Source organism: Phyllobacterium sp. CCNWLW183, from assembly GCF_037203775.1.
Lineage (GTDB): Bacteria > Pseudomonadota > Alphaproteobacteria > Rhizobiales > Rhizobiaceae > Phyllobacterium > Phyllobacterium ifriqiyense.
On the sequence record NZ_JBBCBN010000016.1, the window covers coordinates 1 to 18,275 of the forward strand.

Annotated in this window: 15 protein-coding genes and 3 pseudogenes; 3 read left to right on the plus strand and 15 right to left on the minus strand. The window is 48.5% G+C overall.

Annotated features, from left to right (window positions below):
- Positions 1-102: pseudogene (locus V9K95_RS23375) on the plus strand (MarR family transcriptional regulator); the annotation flags it as partial.
- Between the two features lie 179 nt (positions 103-281).
- On the opposite strand, the gene V9K95_RS23380 reads toward V9K95_RS23375, so the two are convergent.
- The 5 genes and pseudogenes from V9K95_RS23380 to V9K95_RS23395 form a co-directional block, all read right to left on the minus strand.
- Complete coding sequence (locus V9K95_RS23380) at positions 282-1,910, minus strand: GMC family oxidoreductase (protein WP_442958609.1); 1,629 nt, start codon at positions 1,908-1,910, stop codon at positions 282-284.
- A gap of 376 nt (positions 1,911-2,286) precedes the next feature.
- Positions 2,287-2,520, minus strand: coding sequence for a hypothetical protein (locus V9K95_RS23750; protein ID WP_442958606.1), 234 nt, complete (start codon positions 2,518-2,520; stop codon positions 2,287-2,289).
- A gap of 506 nt (positions 2,521-3,026) precedes the next feature.
- Positions 3,027-3,623, minus strand: coding sequence for a hypothetical protein (locus V9K95_RS23390; RefSeq protein WP_336442374.1), 597 nt, complete (start codon positions 3,621-3,623; stop codon positions 3,027-3,029).
- A gap of 182 nt (positions 3,624-3,805) precedes the next feature.
- Positions 3,806-3,931, minus strand: a pseudogene (locus V9K95_RS23755) (beta-ACP synthase); the annotation flags it as partial.
- A 37-nt stretch (positions 3,932-3,968) separates the two neighbouring features.
- Positions 3,969-4,295 carry an acyl carrier protein gene (locus V9K95_RS23395; RefSeq protein WP_336442375.1) on the minus strand — a complete coding sequence of 109 codons (327 nt, stop codon included), beginning with the start codon at positions 4,293-4,295 and terminating at the stop codon, positions 3,969-3,971.
- Between the two features lie 556 nt (positions 4,296-4,851).
- Here V9K95_RS23395 and V9K95_RS23400 point away from each other — a divergent pair.
- Positions 4,852-5,115: a hypothetical protein gene (locus V9K95_RS23400; protein ID WP_336442376.1), complete on the plus strand. Its 264-nt coding sequence runs from the start codon at positions 4,852-4,854 to the stop codon at positions 5,113-5,115.
- A 312-nt stretch (positions 5,116-5,427) separates the two neighbouring features.
- Here the strand turns inward: V9K95_RS23400 and V9K95_RS23405 are convergent, their stop codons facing one another.
- From V9K95_RS23405 to V9K95_RS23450, 10 genes and pseudogenes are all read right to left on the minus strand, one after another.
- On the minus strand, positions 5,428-7,890 hold the full coding sequence (locus V9K95_RS23405; protein WP_336442377.1) for a hypothetical protein: 2,463 nt from the start codon (positions 7,888-7,890) through the stop codon (positions 5,428-5,430).
- Positions 7,891-8,059: 169 nt separating this feature from the next.
- Positions 8,060-8,941, minus strand: coding sequence for a SctD/MshK family protein (locus V9K95_RS23410; protein WP_336442378.1), 882 nt, complete (start codon positions 8,939-8,941; stop codon positions 8,060-8,062).
- Positions 8,942-9,060: 119 nt separating this feature from the next.
- On the minus strand, positions 9,061-9,225 hold the full coding sequence (locus V9K95_RS23415) for a hypothetical protein (RefSeq protein WP_336442379.1): 165 nt from the start codon (positions 9,223-9,225) through the stop codon (positions 9,061-9,063).
- Positions 9,226-9,689: 464 nt separating this feature from the next.
- Positions 9,690-10,544 (minus strand): fumarylacetoacetate hydrolase family protein, encoded by an 855-nt coding sequence (locus V9K95_RS23420; RefSeq protein ID WP_336442380.1) that lies wholly within the window; start codon positions 10,542-10,544, stop codon positions 9,690-9,692.
- Positions 10,545-10,847: 303 nt separating this feature from the next.
- On the minus strand, positions 10,848-11,951 hold the full coding sequence (locus V9K95_RS23425; RefSeq protein ID WP_336442381.1) for an NAD(P)/FAD-dependent oxidoreductase: 1,104 nt from the start codon (positions 11,949-11,951) through the stop codon (positions 10,848-10,850).
- Between the two features lie 63 nt (positions 11,952-12,014).
- Positions 12,015-12,737 carry a response regulator gene (locus V9K95_RS23430; protein WP_336442382.1) on the minus strand — a complete coding sequence of 241 codons (723 nt, stop codon included), beginning with the start codon at positions 12,735-12,737 and terminating at the stop codon, positions 12,015-12,017.
- A gap of 1,072 nt (positions 12,738-13,809) precedes the next feature.
- Positions 13,810-14,077 (minus strand): annotated as a pseudogene (locus tag V9K95_RS23435) (integrase core domain-containing protein); the annotation flags it as partial.
- A 57-nt stretch (positions 14,078-14,134) separates the two neighbouring features.
- Positions 14,135-15,208, minus strand: coding sequence for an excisionase family DNA-binding protein (locus V9K95_RS23440; RefSeq protein WP_336442383.1), 1,074 nt, complete (start codon positions 15,206-15,208; stop codon positions 14,135-14,137).
- 682 nt (positions 15,209-15,890) lie between these two features.
- On the minus strand, positions 15,891-16,460 hold the full coding sequence (locus V9K95_RS23445) for a DUF3455 domain-containing protein (protein ID WP_336442384.1): 570 nt from the start codon (positions 16,458-16,460) through the stop codon (positions 15,891-15,893).
- A 212-nt stretch (positions 16,461-16,672) separates the two neighbouring features.
- Positions 16,673-17,455 (minus strand): outer membrane protein, encoded by a 783-nt coding sequence (locus V9K95_RS23450; protein WP_336442385.1) that lies wholly within the window; start codon positions 17,453-17,455, stop codon positions 16,673-16,675.
- Positions 17,456-17,935: 480 nt separating this feature from the next.
- Here V9K95_RS23450 and V9K95_RS23455 point away from each other — a divergent pair, with 480 nt between their 5' ends.
- Positions 17,936-18,124 (plus strand): hypothetical protein, encoded by a 189-nt coding sequence (locus V9K95_RS23455; RefSeq protein WP_336442386.1) that lies wholly within the window; start codon positions 17,936-17,938, stop codon positions 18,122-18,124.
- The last annotated feature ends 151 nt before the right edge of the window (positions 18,125-18,275 follow it).

Sequence of the window (18,275 nt, forward strand, 5' to 3'; positions counted from 1 at the left end):
CTATGGCGCGAGCACGAAGAATCTGTGGGAAGCATCGCCGATAAGCTTGCGCTTGAATCAAGTACGCTGACGCCGGTCCTCAAGCGACTCGAGACTGCCGGTTACGATGTCCTCTGGCAGATCGGCAGATGGATTGAAGATTACAACGGGGCCCATTTCGCGCTAAAGATGGTTTCCCTCGTCAACTTATCAAAGCGTTATCTCAATAGTTGGAACGTCTGGAGAAATGCGGCAGCATAGATTTATCACGCCACCGCATTCGTTGAAAGCTAAGGTGTGGCTTAAGATACAGTTGGGCTAACAAGGTTATGAGCCGCGAGAATTATATCAGCGGCACGTTCACCAATCACCACGCAGGGAGCCATGGTGTTACCGACTGTAATGCGCGGCATGATCGATGCATCAGCGATCCGTAGATTCTCAATACCGTAAACCTTGAGTTTGTGGTCTACCACAGCCATATCGTCCCGGCCCATCTTGGCGGTACATGTTTGGTGCCAAAATGTCATAGCGGAGTTACGGATAAACTGTTCCATTTCTTGACGATTTAGCTTTCCTGGAACCATTTCTCGCTTTACGAGCGCGCCAAATGCGTCGTTGTTACCTACGTCCCGGCACAACTCAATTGTTGCAAAGGCGGTGGCTAGGTCTTCCGGTTCAGTTAGCGAGTTCGGTTCTATCACGACGGGATCGTGTAAACTTGAGCCAGAAAGCCGGACACGGCCACGACTTTTCGGCTGAGCCAACCCAGCAAACATAGTCCAACCGTGCTCCGGGACGTCCAAACCAACTTCAGCGGGTGAGGGGACAGCAAATCCCAATTGACAGAGTAGCATATCGGGTGACATCAGATCTGGTTTACTCTTCCAGTAGAGTGTTGCCTCACATCCGCCCCCACCGACAATCTGTGGATTTAGATATTCCCAAGTGCATCCAAATGCTAAGTGATCTTGATGGTTTTGACCCACACCCGGAAGACATCTGACAGTCTCTATGCCATGGGCTTCCAACTCTTTTTTAGGCCCGATCCCAGACTGCATGAGCACCTTGGGAGTATGGATTGCCCCAAGCGAGAGCACGGTTTCACATGAAGCATTAAACTGCTGTAATTGTCCACCTATCAAGGCCTCAACGCCTGTCACTTTTCCGCCCTCGATAATGAGACGCGACACAAGCGCGTTGCTAACAACAGTTAAGTTCGGCTGATCCATCAGGGGATAGACATACGATCGAAACATTGATTGTCTCTGTCCATCGCGAATTCGCAACTCGGCGATCGAAGCCCCGCCAGATCCCTCCATCATTTCGCCGTTAGGGCTGTCAAACATTGGAATTCCGAGATTGGTTGCCGCCTCTATCATTGCCTGAGCGACAGGTTGCGGGGACTGAGGTTGTGCCACATAAACAGGTCCACCAGACCCGCGCCGTACACTGTCGGCGCTACCCTGCCAATGCTCTATTCGACGGTAGTAACCCAGAATCGACTGATATCCCCAATCGGGATCTCCAGATTCAGCCGCAAAATGATCCCAATCTGCTTTGTGTCCGCGAGACCATACCATCGCATTGATACTAGAGCTGCCTCCAAGAACCTTTCCCATGTTCAAATTCAATCGTCGGCCATTCAAGGTTGGCGTGGGTTCTCCCAAAAAAGCCCAATCACGTTCCGAACCTAGGTTTGATGGCCATTGGGCGGGGTCTGTTACTTCTGGACCTGCATCATCACCTCCAGCTTCTAAAAGTAAAACATGCACACCGTCCTGCTGAGCTAGTCGTGCTGCAACGACACTTCCGCTAGTACCTGCACCACACACTATAAAATCATAAGTTTGCCGCAGGGAACGGCGCAGTTTCATTTGGTTTTCAACCGCAGCACGATCATGCGCAATTGCTTCTTGATCACATTTCATCAACTTAGCCTCTTGGATAATTCGTCAGGAAATCTTCCCGCATTAGTAAGATCAGATGACTTCAAAAACAATAGATCTATCAATTTTATCATTTACTATTTTACAATTGTAACGCAATCGCACTCCTTAATTGGCACTAATAAGCCGCCAGAGATGGAGAAGCTGAAGCAGCCAAGGACGAGAATTCACTATTGAATAAAATCGTTTGGGATCGGACGCTGGACCGCGAGATACTGCAGGATGCTATTCACCGAATAGCTTTAAGGCCTGCCCCGAAGCAAGAGGTGGTAAATAGCATGTGCCGCGATTGGATGGTTTCGATCCGGCGTGCCTGTTGAGTGTTGAGCCTCAATCAGCCAACTTACCCACCTACCCACTACACCTCTCCCGTCCCGATCAAGCGGGTCTGAAACGTCGTATTCATGAGATCCGCGGGACTCGTGCGAGGTACGGCTATCGTCGCGCGCATGCCCTCCTGGAATGCGTGGGTTGGTGTACCAATATCAAGCGAACCGATCAGTTGCGAAACAGGACTCCGAAGCGCAGGCTTCGGGAAGATCGCTAGATAGCTATCGGCCCGAACGATGTGTGGGCGATAGACTTCATGCATGATCAGCTAGTTCGTCAACCGCAATCTCGACCTTGAGCATATGGCAAGGGCGTGACCTTGGATTTTTCACGCCCGGGCAAGCCGAGCGATAATGCGTTTATTAAGCGTCTAATGGTCGCTTCCGAGCCGAATGTCGCCTTCCGGTGCGCCTTGCAGTTGTGGTGGTATTAGATATCCTGATCGACGACATGCCACAACCCGTGCTTTCTGCCATTGAACGAAACGACTGCTTCATCCAGGTGCCATTTGTTGCCAAGGCGTGGCGTGCGCCTATGGAAATTTCTCCGCCACCGCTGCCGATTTGCCTGGTACATGAAAATGGTGCCCTTATAGGGGTCGCTTCTGGCTGGAGGCGAAATGACACCCTAAGTGTATACCTCAATAGTTTTAGGTTTGCTCAGCGAGCATTATATACTTACATCAAAATGATATCCGAAGATCGGTATTACATTGAATGAATGTGTGTGCGATCGCTTCGCTAACTTAAGAGATTCAAGCTCTTTTTCTCAATAAAAATCGCAATCGACTCGCTTGAAAAGCCTTTCACGCAAAATTAGCGCAGCGCTAATGCTTTGTTGAGTGTACGATGCATCGCCGAAGATTTTGTGACCTTCACTATGCTGGGTAAGAAGCTTAACATTCTCGCCCATGCAATCTGCTGAGAGCTTCTCTACTATTAACGAACCGCTTGCTTGATTTACCGCGAATGCTGTCCCCTGACCCACTTCCGTCAAGGTTTTATTATCAAGAGGTCGCTCATTATAAGCAATCATTACACCAAAAAGCCTTCCCGCCGGCAAGATTTTAACCGTAAGTGCTTGGTGTATAATATTCATGATTTCGGACGAAATCCCGATGTAAGCGGAACATGGATGGCATAACGCAATATTGCAAACAATAGCGTCGCCCTTCATGTCAAGTATTGCTAGTTGAGTTCTATCCGTGCAAAGTTCTACTCCGATAAAGTACGCGCCATTTGGATTCAGCGAAAGTAGTCCAGTCGGACGCCCTTTCTTAGTTAACAGGCTTGGTGATTCTATCACCAACTCCATGTCTATTAACGCACGCACTGAAATACCGACAGACGTATTGGCTATGTTCAACGTCGCCGCCAGCATTTGACGTGATAGCGATTTATTTTTTCGGATTATCCAAAGACATTCGCGAAGCCTAGATTGGTACATTATACGTGTGAATTGCAAAGTATCTCCCAGATCGCGACTGAGCGTGCTTCCAGTGAGGATGGTAGCGTCACCGGGGTTCCCGTATATTGTTGAAACTCATTGAAGGCTACCAAGACGTTCGTTTCTCCAAACGCAAAGCTGTTATTTATCGCTACGCGGATTTGCCGGATCCTGGCAATGTTAGGTGTGATGTCAAGATTGCACTCGGCGTCTTCTTCCCGGTAATTTAAACTCCACCGAGACCGGTAAGCACGATTAGTTTTTTCATTTAAGCATCTCAGCGAGCGCAGCCTGAACGGCGCTCACAAAGTCGTCCAAACTGCCCAGTTGGCTCGATGCTTCACTTGCGTTAAAGTCCAAGGCAATGTCAAATTCTTCCTCAATCGCAAACATCAATTCCGTTAAATCAAGTGAATCCAACCCGATCTCGGATAGCGGAGTTGACCAATCTATATCGGTTGCATCTATTTTTATCTCCGCCTCAAATAGGGAGACAATTCTTTCCTTTACCGATTCAGCATTTACTGCTTCGGATTCCATATTAACTGCATTACCCGGTAAAAGTTGGCGCCTTTTCTCAAAGTTCTTCAAAAGATGCTCCTCAAAATTTCCAATCGTAGTATTTTCAGGCCATGAAGCAGTTTGATTTCTGTTTCGCCACAATAAATTGCAATGGTAACTCTAAGCGGAATTAGATCAGAGCGGTCTCCAACTAGCACCGTGAACTTAACCAGTTACCGATGAGTTCTTGTGAGAGATAACCGACGCTCCTAATCTCCATCATCATCGTCACCGTTTTGCAGCTGAGATTATCCCAGAGGCGGTATGTTGCTGTATTTCCGCTTTCCACTCAACCTTCGCATGGTAGAAGATATCCTTATCTATAACGCAGATTCTACCCGCATTAGATGATGCAATACGTCCAGAATTTCTGATTTCGGGTTAGTCGCCTGCCGCCATAGCGCTTCGTGAGCGGCTCGTCTGCATTCGCATGCAGATGCTACCTCCGAAATTCGATGAGGATTTGGAAGGTGCACGTGGCATCAACGTTGGGGTCGTCACACGACCCACCGAAGCTGAGGCTTGGGAGGTCGCGCGGACACTGTTTTCTCAGAACATGGAAGACCGAATGGTCCTAGAGCATACCATGAAGAATACCGATGCTTCATGGAAACGCAAGCTGTTCGACGATGCCATAAAGCAGCAAAAGTTTGACAATGGATATTGGCTGGATCCCTTCTTATATTACAAATCCGATTGCCCATACCTGGTTGGAAGCTACGACCATATTCGCTCATGCTTTACTCGCTTGAAAAAGCAAGGCGTAGATACGATCATAGTGGATGTCGTGTCCCATCCTGTTGAATTTGGCCACATCCGCCACGCTTTCGTGCCATTTATTACGGGTTGATCAGGATTTGAAGCGGTTTCGCTCCGCGTTTCCAGAGGGTGCTTAACTTAAGCTTGAGTCCTTGACGACAAAAACTGCCCGAACCAGGCGGTTTTTAACGCAACTAGGATTTCGAGCATGAACAGAATTTAGTATCGGCCCGCTTCCGAAATCCCATGCGCGCGGCAAATCAGGCGCTTTCCCTCCGGGCTCCTGCTCCTTCAGAGCACGACACAAATGAGGTCCTTGGTGTGGGGGGGCTGTGCGCCACACCCGTGATATACGGGTGTGGCGCGAATAATGGACAGTTTAGCAGTATGCTTACTTGTGGAGTTATGAAAGCTGAGTCTCAAGATTTGCGCCATCACCCGCAAAATCGTTATGCGTAACGTCGTCGTGACCTTTCTCGGGAAGCCGTCCGTTGCTTACATAAAATTCATACTCGTCGCGGCGATACTCGAATATCGAAATGTCATCAGGAGCGTCGCGTTGACCAAAGTCATACATATATTGCTCAAGAAACTTAAAACGCTCGATTCCACCCTCAACAAGAATACCTTGTCTATTCAGATTGTTAAAGAAGTTGTTTACCTCGTCCTTATTAGCAAGCATTCGGTCCTTATTTTTTAGGTCTTCCACAATGAGAAATGGCAAAAGGGCGACTGAAAGAGCTGCCCCCGCCCAAAGCAAAGGACCAGCGGCGAGTCGAGCCGCATTTATCCCCAGCAGACCGGCAGCCTGCGCGGCGCCTCCTGCAGCAGTAAACACCCCAGCACCTACAGTTATGGAGCCGTGCGCGATCCCAGCGGGATCTCCGGAGTCAGTGCTTTTTTTGATCTTAAGCGCCCCCAGAACAATGTCCGCAACACCACTAAAAACATTTGCGCCGGCGTCAGCAACACGAAGAAATGCCGAGAAAGCACGTGTCGTCGGAGTGCTACCTAGCGTCGTGAGGTGGTGTGAGCCTTCTGTATAACCATCCATTAGTAACTTGAACTGATCTTCATTCAAGTTTAATCTGTCCGCAAGTTGTCTAGCGTCAACCCTCGAGGCTTCATCTAGCTGGGCTTGAAATGTCGCTCGCATTTGTAAAGCTTCATTAGTCGACAATGGAGCAGCGTCGACCTTGGTTCCTTTACCTTTGAATATTTGTGGGAGGGATTTGTCGAGTCCGAGCATTTCAGTGAGATGAGTTCCATTTACGAAGTCCAGCGACCTCGAGGCAAAATTTGTGAAATGTGATCCGGCAGCTATGAAGGATACAAATTCCTTAGTGATAGCGAGGCGCTCTTCCGGCGTATCTGCCAAAGAACCGCCTTTCCCAGCAATTTGGTATACACCTGACGCTAACGAAATGAGACCTCCTGCGGAGCCGAGGATACCCAGCGTGTTCATTTCGCTGGCGGAGCGCGCTGCCGCACCACGGGCCCCTTCCGACATTCCACTGTAAATGTCTTTAGCAAAAACGCGATCGATATCGGTTTGCGATATCTCACCGCGTCTAAATTGAATGTCGCCAAGTTCTTTGAGCGCACTTCCGAACGAAACCGCCGTTTGCTTATTACCGAGGAACTCCTCAATGAACTTTTCGGTTTCAGTCGTTCGACGCGTGAGGTCGATGACGCCTTTTTTGGCAGATGAAACAAGTGTCTTAACAACATCTTCCGTGGCCAATTGAGTATTAGCCTCACTAACGAGGCTAGAGTCGGTCATTACTTTCTCGAGATCCATTGTTAGACCGTCGAGTTGCATGGATCGCGCAAAATCTCCAGCCCTGTCGGGGTCTAGGGCCGCCAATGCAGAGTACGTCGATGCGATGTCTGCCTCAGCCAACTCCTTTTGTCCTCGATCCGCAAGCGACTTAATATATTTTGCATAGTCCTCGCTGAATGCCATGGTATCCAACTTGGATAACACCTCGTCTTTGTTAGGCAGCATATTTACGGCTTCAGTCTGCTTTTTCTGGAAGTCGGACTGAACAGCTTCACTGGCGTAAAGCTCTTCAATTTTAGCGTTGAGTTTTGCCTCATCAATGATGTCGCGAACGTCGTGTTGATTGACTTTTGCAGCACTATAGGCAGTTGATATATCGAGGACGGTCATATCAATGCCGTTATCAAGAACGCCTTTAGCACGCATCGCAGTATAGAGTTCTGCCCGTGGGTCGTCCGCCGCGATGGAACCGTTTTCTATTCCAACCTTCCAATCATCTAACAGGCTTTTCCAAGTCTGCTCACTCACCGTGAGCTTTCTACTTTGGTTATGTGGATCATTCTCAGTGGTAACCATGTTAAGCACATCGAAATCACTGGATGGAGGTAAATTTGCTTCTTGGCGGGCATCATTGATTCTAAAACTGTTATCGACCGCGACGAAGCGATCATAAAGATCCGGATTCTCCGATTGTGAGATCATCACCTTCCGCCTATCGCCGTTGTCAACAAGGATCTCAGCGCGGATGATTCCCGGTGCAATTTCATTCGGCGGTCCCATCACAGCAGAGTATATCTGATCATCTGTAAATGGATTACCACTGACTAATTCATACCCTTCCTCCTGACTTTTCCTAATGGCGTCTTCTCTTTTTGCGACATTAACGACATCAACAATAGCTTTGAACCTATTGGCAGACTGTTCACCTAAACTTCTTGTTGCCACATCAACGACAGCTTTGAACTTGTCGGCAGATTGTTCACCTAGCCTTCTTTTTGCCATATCAGCGACAGCTTTGAACTTTTCGGCGGACTGTTCACCTAGTGTTGTTGTAGAATTTCGGGTTACCGGGGCTATGGCCATCTCACTCTCCTATAGAAACACGTTGCGCGTCTCATTAATCCAACATTTTACCCTCGCCGGTGCCCAACCTTCGACGACCCAGACATAAAAAGTACATATTACGCGCTTCCTCGAAAGTGCGACAATCCGGCGAGGGTCAGTGGTCTTGCTCACACCATTTTACTAGGGCCTAGAATGTAAGCACAAAATCTTCTCCCATGCGGGTGGTGACCAAACGGCCTTCCGTTATATCCTTAATCGTCCAACCGCCTGGCAAGGCAGCTCCCGTGTAGAGCAGCACCCCGTCCGATCCGATTGCGTATGGCCTTTCGCCAAACCATATGGCGCGGAACTGGAACTTCGGAACTACTGTCGGCATTTTGGCACGGATTTTACTAGCCAAGATATACGAGCCACCATAAGTGCGATCAAACCAACTTTGGATTTCGACCCATGACTGCTGGTATTTTTCCTCTAAGCTGCCTGAAACGGTAAGCCTTGGTCCATCTGCTTCCACTGTCAGGCCAGACAAACGCGCCTCTCTTATTTTGGCTTCTATTACAGCCGCTGTCGGCACTGGTTGTGAGTTCGAGGGCACCACAACTTTGTCGACGGTACTGCTTCCGACCCCTGTTAGGCTGCCGTTTTCTGCTTGGCCAATAGCCACAACAAAAGAACCCAGCACGGTGGCAATCGCACACAATTGACTGACAGTTGCAGCACGGAAACCCCTACCCCTCTCCACGATAACAGACGAAAATTCGAGGACGATATCGTGCAACTCGATCTTTGCGGGTAATCGGGCGCGAAATCCATACCCAGATGGAACTGGGGTAATTCCATTTGCTATGATTTGCCCTTCAATAACCTCTATAACGAGGTTTGCTCCTTGGTGCCGAATAGCCACTTGATGGCCACGGGTGTCTTTTTCACTTAGTATCAAATCACAACTGGCTGTTGAGCCTACAAGGTGCCTTTGCCTATCCAACTGCAGGACGGCGCCATCATGAATCCCGCCGACCACGCGCAACTGCAACGCCATTTTAAATGCATTCTTGGTAAGGGCTTCCATATTCACCAGTCCCTTAGTGATGGAATTGCACTAACTTTGTTGCTACAATCCCAACAGCGTGCCGAGTGGATCCGAAAGGAAGAACATGGGCGGCGCTGACTGCCGCCCACTTGATTTGACTAACCGTTTGGACGCTGCTTTGCTGCATCGAGCGATATCTTCTTTTCAGTCGTAACTTTTGTAATCTCTGCCGACTTAGCAATCGCTTGGTCGAATGCATCAGTCATCGACTTGATAGAATCGCTAATACCCGTCGCACCACCACCAACTCCTTGTACAGCCATATTCATTCTCCTAAGGGCTTACTAGGTTAATACAGAGATAACTACGAGCTAGTTATCTCTCGTCCAATTATCGATATGCAGATATGTCATCGTGATTTCATTTACGAATGTTATGAATACATTTGAAATAGTGTGACTAGAGGCGTTGCCGCTTTAACTACGCAACAATGTGGCTGGAGCCCATAAAACCGGACAGGATCAGATTTCTGTTTGCCGGTTCAAGAATTCACAACGCGACTGATATCCTAATGTCCCTTGTGCAGTGCTTGAATACAACGGGAGTTGGGCATGACGGGTTCCACGTCGACCGAGACATAGTCGCGCTGAAAGTTTTGACGAGGGCTTCGGCCACTCCATGGATTGTAGGCGGCGAACAGGTGAACCGTGCCGGGTTTGCCAGAGGCTATTGAGGTTTAAGTTGGGCGGCGGCCATAGCTGGTCCGGAATGATCTTCACAAAGGTTTTCAACGAACTACGTGATTTCTTATATATCCGATGCCTTCGATCCCAATTTCAACGACATCCCCGACTTCCAGTAGCCGTCCGATCTCTATCCCACTCCCGCCCGGAAATGTTCCCGTGCCGAAAAATTCGCCAGGTAGCAAGCGTTCGGAACGTGATGCATGGGATAACGCATCCCCCAATGACCAACGAGCACCACCTGATGTTGGTTGGGATACCAATTGATCGTTTATTTTCACAAAGCCCTGAAGTGATTGCCAGATCGGCAGGATTTCGTCGGCGGTAACCAATGTGGAGGATATGGCATTACAAAAATGTTTGGACTTTTGCGGACCGAACCCCGATTGCATCTCCAGAAATTGCAGGTCGCGCGCACTTATATCATTGAAAACTACAAAGCCACCTATGGCGGCTTCTGCTTCGTCCGGACACGCATTATACAGTCCTCGCGCCAAAACAAACCCCAATTCAAGTTCGTAGTCTAGCGCTGCAGTATAAGGCGGCTGAACTATTTGATCGTCATCTGTGATAAAGGCAAGGTGATTTCCCATGTAGTAGATCGGCTCACGATGCCAAAGCTTCTTGGGCCGGAATGCTGGAAATGGCTTGCTTGAGATTATCTCGTAGAGATGAACCAAAGGCATATACCTTGGCCAGAATTTTCTAACAAATCCGCGGGCTGCATCGTGTAGATGTCTCTCGTAGAACATGAAATCACGACAGGATCGCGGTTCGAAAGGTAGAATGACACAGGGAGTCAGTTTTGAAGGGTCAACACTGGCGACTGCACTCTCAATGTCAGCACGGATCGCGGGTGGTAACGCAAGGAATTCAATGATATTTTCAGTCCAAGTCATAGGGCCACATAATCCAGATTTGATGGATGACTGGAGTGCAGCATCGCTGACCGCAACCCACCCATTCGGCCCAAGGGCTTGAACAGTTGTTTTATCACCGCTTCGGATGCGTCTCAGTTTCACGTTTTCTCCAATAGATCATTTCATACGTAGCAGCATATATGATCCGTCTAACTTGCAGTATAGTTTCATTGTACGATCACTGTGCTACAGGCGTAGCAAACGGCGAGACAAGTATCGGTGTTCAAGCCGCTGAGTTCGCAAACATCTCGACGATTATAAGCAACAACGTTTTTTATAGTCTCAGTTCGTCCCGGCCATCAAGGGTTTGTAAGTTGTCGCGTAAGTGCGGCGACCGACGACAGGCAACAGAAACTTGCGCACGACTGGTGGCAATTGAGCTGCCTTAGACATCTTGTCCGTCATTCTAAAAACATGTTCAATCCTAGGTCTTCGCTGCGCCTCGAACTGTTGCAAAGTATCGTGCCAGTTTAGCTTCCTCGACAGCAAGTTTGCCAGCTCAACCGCGTCTTCGATACCGAGGGCAGCCCCCTGCGCCCAAACCGGTGCCATTCCGTGGGCAGCATCCCCGATCAATAGTGTTTGGCCATTAAACCATTTTTGCATTCGTACTTCTTGTAACGGTGAATAATGTAGCTGATAAGGCTCGACGGCGACTCGGTCGATAATTGAGCGTGCAATAGAGGGAAAGATTTCAAAATATTTAATGGGAAACTCAGTAGGATCATCGTTTATGTATCTATTCGACACTGTCGCCCAAACGTAGACGCGTTCGTTACTTATAGGGATCAATAATAACATGCTGGTCGGGCCTGCCCACAGGGTCCAACAATCAATACCAGGATTGTCAGCCATGAAGCGCCAACTGAATCTCGAGAGTAAGGAGGCTTGAGATGCTTGTTCGAAAACTTTTGCTCTGACCGTTGAATTAACCCCGTCTGCCCCCACCAATCTATCAGTTGTACGCTTACTTCCGTCAGCAAAACTCAATGTAACGAGTTGTTTTTCTTGCCGGACAGCACTTACCTCACGGCCAAATTCAAAAAGGTAACCAGGCAGATCGTGTCGTAGAATCCTCGTAAGGTCGGAACGCAAGATGCACCGTGGTTGATGATCAGGTCCCCAGAATTCGGTTTCGTTGACCGAAAACAAGAGTCTACCCTTCTCAGTTCGATACTCCCGTCTTTTGGTGGGGTAGCCGATTTCAGCTACAGCGTCGCGTAGCCCCATTTGTTGCAGCGCAGCCATAGCATTGCCAGGTAAGTTTATTGCGAGTCCCGAATCACTTGCGATTTCTCGCTTCTCAATCGTTCTCGCATCGATCCCACCACGGTAGAGTTCTCGCGTAAGCGCCAATCCGGCGATTCCGGCTCCGATTACTATCATAAGATTATCCCTTGTGCCAACTTAACTAAATCTGTTTCACATTGTTTCGCGCCATGGTTGTAACTAGCAAGCTCGTGTTGCAGGAATCGCAAAGGTATATCCAATACCACGTTCGGTTTTTATCACTTTTGGGAGACTCGCATCAGCTTCGAGCTTTCGGCGCAAGCGCAAAATTTTGACATCGATACTTCTGTCGAAGATATCTTCGTGGATGCGGGTGGCTTGAAGTAGATATTCCCGCGACAAGGGTCGTCCCGCAGCTTCAATGAATGCTAACAGAAGAGCGTATTCACCTTTAGTCAAAGGAACTAGCAAGCCCTCAGGATCGAGTAGTTGTCGGGTTTTAAGTCGCAATTCCCACCCGCCGAAGCGCCATTTACCCCTATCTGCCTGACGCTGATCACTGCCAGCCCGCCGGCGCATAACTGCCCGGATTCGGGCGAGAAGTTCCCGCATACCGAAGGGTTTAGTTAGATAATCATCCGCTCCTAGTTCAAGGCCGACGACTCTATCGCTTTCCTCAAGCTGGTGACCAGTCATGATAACGGGCACATCTCCACTCGAACGGAGATCACGCAGGACGTCAAGGCCGTCGTCCCGGTGAAGTTTCAAATCAAGAATAATCATATCCGGGTCTAGTTTTTGATAAATGGACAAGGCCTCGACGCGCGTTGCCGTCAATTCTGCTGACATGTCGTTGCGTGCAAGGTACTCCACTATCGTCTTTCCAAGTGTAGGGTCATTATCGACAATCAATACACTCGGCATGTTGCGGGTGACTAACATGGGTAACTCCAGAGTTATTCGTGGACTGCTTTGAGACCTGTGCTTTCTTATTGCAGAGCCATGGTATCAAGATCGCCGCCAGACGATCCCGCTGGAACCCGCGCCACAAACTATAAAATCAAAATTTTGTCGTAGGCATTGCCGCCGAGTCCGTTGGTTTTTCCTTCGCAGCGCAATCATGATGAACATCGTCGAACTGGCAGTTCATTCGTGCACCTTTAATGGATCTAGGAAGTGTTTGAGGCCTGTACATTACCAATGTTTTAAAATCAACATTTTTATCATTTTTATCATTTCAAGTCCCGCAATGCTCGAACGGTTACCGCGCAATCCACCGTCCCTACTCGGCCAACAGCCAGCATTTATTTCACACGAAGAGTCTTCCGAAAATATAAATGCATTAAAACATATTATTTATAGTACAAAACCTGTAAATTATTCTAATTTTGGTTCATTGTAATGATTTTTTTCTTGTATCCATAAAATATAAATAATATTTTGAGGATTATCCCACTTACGATTATAAGTATTCTTTAACTCATAACGAGGTATCGCAGTAATGCATTTGTGATCCTATATATTTCGCAGAGCGCCACGGGTTGCTCACTTCATGGCATTACTGAGCATGATCCGATGCTGGCGTTGTCGAGAGGATTTCTCGATCCGGAGATTGCGGCTGGATTGGCTTATCCAGAAATACGATCCGCAAATATCTGCGTTTGGACGATGCGGAATCGAAGTTCAAGATACCTGATCGGCATAGCAAGCTCGATCGATTCGCGGACTGGTTATCAGCCTAGTAGAGGAAATGAAAAAGGCCCTAGAAATAGAACAGAACACTGAACCAGTTGCATGCCGACCTGCTGCGCCTGCGGCGATGAGAAGACTTACAATCACATTGCTGCCTTTGCTCGAGAGTGGAAGACGAGTCTGCGGCGAGAATTACAGGAATCGAGCGTGGGGACATTCATACTGCTGACATTTGAGCAAAGTGAGCCGTTCCAGTTAGACTGGTCCCAAATGCACTAAGATTGAATCGACGGGAATGAGAATTTTCCGGCTCGCATCCCAATGGCGGGCTGTTGACGCCGCTAAGATTGTGCAACACAATCGGTAACATATACCCGATTGACGTATGAGGACGATCCTCATTATAGCGTCGACGCCAATCCTCCAAACTTTTCGCGCATCTTCAAGCGTTAAGAACCAATGTGCTTCAAATACTCCGCGCAAAGCTTGCTATTGAATGCCTCGATAAAGCCGTTGTCCGTCGGCTTTCCGGATCTAGAGAAGCCCAGAGTAGCCTGGTTGGCATAGGTCCACAGATCACGGTTGATGAATAGACACTTATGTTCTGGAACCGTCCGGCAAGTGGCAAACAAAAGAGACCACCTATATCAGACATCCAGTATCGATTGGAGTTTACGCATCTTGCGCTCTGGGGCATCAAGTTGGATCAAGCGTGACGCTACATCCGCGGTTGTTGCCAGCGCTTCTCTGTCTTCTTGTGTAAATAACCTCGGAACGTAGTCTATTACACAGATTGAGCCTAATGCGAAACCGTTACTATCCCGTACGGGAGCACCCGCATAAAATCGGAAGTTATATGGATCGCTGAGTGTAGGATTTGATGCAAAGCGATCGTCTGATGTCAGGTTGTTAAGAATGGTTAATTCGTTTGCGATAAGTGTTTCGTTGCAGAATGCCCAATCACGAGGGGTGCGCGCTCCTTCGAATCCTGTTCTTGATTTGAAATATTGCTCCTCTGATGTGAGTAGTGTGAACATTGCTATTGGAGATTGCGTGGCCTTTGCTGCCAACCGGACAATGCCGTCGAACTCGTGATCCATTCTTGAGCTCAACAGGCTTGAGTTCATGACGGCGCGCAAGCGTTCTTGTTCATTCCATGGGAGGGGAAAGGTTGCTGTTCTCTTCTCTACACTCTTCAGCGCGTTAATTAGTTGATTTGCAGTCGCTTTTACACTAGAATGCTTTGGCGTTTGCAGGCATCTCGTTCGGGGATACAATTCTATAGAACCCTGAGTCTCAACTGCTACGAACGTCACACTTTGAAAGAGCGGATCGCGATAGAGCGTTTCCAGTAAATGGCTCCTTTCACTATCCTCAGGATCCTCTACTATAATTAACATAGGAAGGTGTTCAGCCGCTAAGGTCGCTGCCTTAAAGGGGGTTTCAGTAACGCAGAGCAGCAGCCCTAGCCCTTTCAGGCCATGGTTCAGCCAGGCGTCAGATCTGCCAGCGCTGGCGAGAATAACAGCTGTAGCTGTCATGGAGCGATCGGCGATTTGCGGAATCTCAGTTAAATTAAGCACGGACTGCAGTTTAATGCGTCGATGCCCTCCCGGAGTCTTCCAAGATTCCAACTGGCCATTTTCCACCCACAACTGAGCCGTGCGTACCGAAACGCCTAGCAGTTGCGCGGCCTTCGCGGTGGTGAGTATTTTGTTCACTTAAGTGTAGGCTCCAGATAAAAATGAAGCCTTTGATACAATCACGAAAATATGTGCAAAACAAGGATCCGGATTTGCCGAATGTATCAAGCTTTTAATTGCATGAATCGCGTATACATTAATGCCGAACCTTCTCGCTGCCCTCCTGGCCGCGAAAGTCAAGTATTCACCACCTGTCCAGTCAATACAACAAAGCGTTCTCTACCATTGAGATCAAGTGCGAAAAGCGGCACCTCTCTCATTGGACCCAAGTGTGGAAGATTGTGTTGCAAAGTTTTGTGCAGCGTCGAAATGGGGTTATTTGAAGACTAGCTCCGCAAGAACCTGAAATGGTAGACCGTTACAGGCTGAGAACTTTAAAGCTCATCATCGTTCCGTTCTGTAGCAAGATTTCCGTGATGATATCTGTGTGAGATTGAAAAGTTCAGCCTCGAACTGGGAAATCGCAATATTCAAGGGCCGCCATTCTAATTGATCTGGAGTCCTTGTTGCGGCCGTATTTGGCCTATGATCTTGGCCCTCGGGACCTGAAAGGATTGTGGCTGAACACGGCATCGAGGATTCTGCCTATTTACCTGCGCTTGAACTCCAAAACATATTCAGAATGGTAACCGTCGTTTGGAAACAATCATAGGGAACTAAATTTTAAATAGTTTCTCATCCTTAGACCTGCGACTACTTGTTATCCGGCGAGGAACACGTATTCGGCAGAATATGGTTTAAGTTGAAGCGCGCCGGAGTTAGTGCAAAAGCCGCTCATTGTACCGCCTCGAGTATTAAGCCGCTGAATTATTGTCGCTTTTGTGAGCTCTCCCTTTCCACGCCTCTGAACAACTTTAAGCTTCAGAAGCGTGATATCCTGAACAGTAGCAGCCGGCGCCTGAGCAATGACTTTGCCGACGAGAGCACTGCCGGAGTCAAGCTCCCATGTAGGGCCGGCAAAATGGCGTCCTACAGTTTTTGAATTTTGTATCAACGTAGCTACGGGTTCGCGAAACTGCCATTTCATATGCCCTGACTTGTCCGATCTGCATTCGTAGATCTGCACACCTTTTGCATGCAGCCGGAGGATTTCCGTCTTTCCGTCCGTTGAAATGGCTATGGGTTTATCTGCGGCAAAGGCCTGTGCTAGACCGAGTACAAGGATGTAGCCAGACAATAATGCTGTCCCAAAGGCCTTGGCGCCGCTGAGCAATAGGCGAAAATCCTGACTGTCAGGACGCTTGAGATTAGCTGAACGACTATAACTCATTGGGAACCCTTTTGATCTCAGGTGTTTACTGGACGGATGGCACTGATCGTCTGCGGCAACCCGTGATCGACTACCTACTTTGTAGACAGACCTCCAGCTCAGGGCGCGTTCACCGAATTGAAAGACGCCCCTCCCGGATGCGCGCCTGTTGTGAACAGTTAGATCTAGTACACAGCGAGGGGCAAGGGCCGATCGCTGTGTAGGTACGAATCCTAGAATTTGTAGTTGATGCCAACCCGAAGAATATGGCCGTCATTCTCAAACTTGGAATTATAGCCGCCGACAACACCGGTACCTGCAATGGCCGAGACATCAAGACTCTCGCTGCCGAGGTCGTAGTACAGATATTCGGTCTTGAACGTAAGATGTTGGGTGATAGCGTATTCTGCGCCCGCACCGACTGCATAACCAAACTTGGTTTCCTCCTTCTCATCGGTGAACTGCTTCACACCTGTTGGAGCGAACATGTCCACACTCTGAGTTGTCCGGCCGAAAGCAAGACCACCGGTCCCGTAAACCAATGTGCGATCAAATGCATAACCCGCACGTGCGCGCACTGTACCGAGATAGTCGAGTTCCGACTTGAACACGTTACCCTGCGCAAGTCCTGTATTGATCTGGGGGGTTACAAAGTTACCAGTGTCATTCACATCAGCGAATGAAATATCCGCTTCAAGACCATATACATACCGGCCAGTCTGCCAGTTATACCCGATCTGCGCGCCGCCGATAAAGCCATTGCGGTCAAGTTCGATAGAGCCTGGACGAGCTCCAGTTGCAATATTGGCAATGTTCGGACCCAACTGGCCGGAGGAATTCACATCTCCATCCCCGCCAAAAGCATATCCAGCGTTGACGCCGGCATAGAATCCACTCCAGTTAAACGGGGTGGACTCCACCTGTGCTGGATAATCGGGTGATCCTAAATCAGCAGCCTGAGCAGGCAAGCCGGCGACGGTGGCAAGAGATGCCAGGGCAAAAACAGTTTTAATCACGGAAATACTCCATATGCTTGAATGAACCCACTCATGAGGCCAGTGGTTCGTTGAAAGAAACATAGACGACAGCCAGGGGGGGCAGTGATTGATCGCCTCCGGCAAAGAGACGTTTATACTTTCAATTCGGACAGAAAGTCTGACTGTCTGACGCTGCGTACAACACTCTATTGGTGACTATATTTATCGATCTAAATTGTGACGATACCCACCTCCCCTTAAATTGCAGTTTATGATCTGTTAATTATGTTCGGGAGGTTGTTTGTATATTTCGCAAACACAATAATGCATTGCAATTGTAATTGTCGCTTTGCCTTTAATTTCGAGATTCTTCACAGTTTGTACCGACAGACATCGTTCTGTGCCCTTACAGCTAGATGGCGACTAGCTGTGTTCGCTGGTATTTGATGTTGTAGCATAACGTCTGTTCTCAATCTAACCACCGAAGCGGTTGGCAGTTGGGAGCAGGAGATTCTCATTTTGATAAGTCCGGCGAAAGGCGACTCTGACGAAGTCGAAGTCATTGATACCAAGGGCAAACAACTCCGCTTTGATCTGTGGACGCTTCTGGACTATCATCGTCACACACAAGCTAATTCGACGTCGGGAGCGGGTCACGAAGCAATTCAAATCAATCCGCCAGCTTCAACGCTTCGTTTCAATCCATGATCCCATTGCCAACTTCCGCCATTTTCCTCGACCAATATTCATCGTCCGACTATCGCAATCATCGCAACGCTGCCATGGATGTCTGGCGCGAAATTGCATGCGTACAAGCGACATGGTGATCCGCTGCAAAGTCACTGAAGCGCCAAACCAA

What these genes read in the sequence shown, in the direction of transcription:
- V9K95_RS23410 (WP_336442378.1), bottom strand. Translation starts at nt 8,941, where the DNA reads ATGGAAGCCCTTACCAAGAATGCATTTAAAATGGCGTTGCAGTTGCGC.
- V9K95_RS23425 (WP_336442381.1), bottom strand. Translation starts at nt 11,951, where the DNA reads ATGATAGTAATCGGAGCCGGAATCGCCGGATTGGCGCTTACGCGAGAA.
- V9K95_RS23415 (WP_336442379.1), bottom strand. Translation starts at nt 9,225, where the DNA reads ATGGCTGTACAAGGAGTTGGTGGTGGTGCGACGGGTATTAGCGATTCT.
- V9K95_RS23380 (WP_442958609.1), bottom strand. Translation starts at nt 1,910, where the DNA reads ATGAAATGTGATCAAGAAGCAATTGCGCATGATCGTGCTGCGGTTGAA.
- V9K95_RS23430 (WP_336442382.1), bottom strand. Translation starts at nt 12,737, where the DNA reads ATGTTAGTCACCCGCAACATGCCGAGTGTATTGATTGTCGATAATGAC.
- V9K95_RS23400 (WP_336442376.1), top strand. Translation starts at nt 4,852, where the DNA reads ATGAAGAATACCGATGCTTCATGGAAACGCAAGCTGTTCGACGATGCC.
- V9K95_RS23445 (WP_336442384.1), bottom strand. Translation starts at nt 16,460, where the DNA reads ATGAGTTATAGTCGTTCAGCTAATCTCAAGCGTCCTGACAGTCAGGAT.
- V9K95_RS23420 (WP_336442380.1), bottom strand. Translation starts at nt 10,544, where the DNA reads ATGACTTGGACTGAAAATATCATTGAATTCCTTGCGTTACCACCCGCG.
- V9K95_RS23750 (WP_442958606.1), bottom strand. Translation starts at nt 2,520, where the DNA reads ATGCATGAAGTCTATCGCCCACACATCGTTCGGGCCGATAGCTATCTA.
- V9K95_RS23405 (WP_336442377.1), bottom strand. Translation starts at nt 7,890, where the DNA reads ATGGCCATAGCCCCGGTAACCCGAAATTCTACAACAACACTAGGTGAA.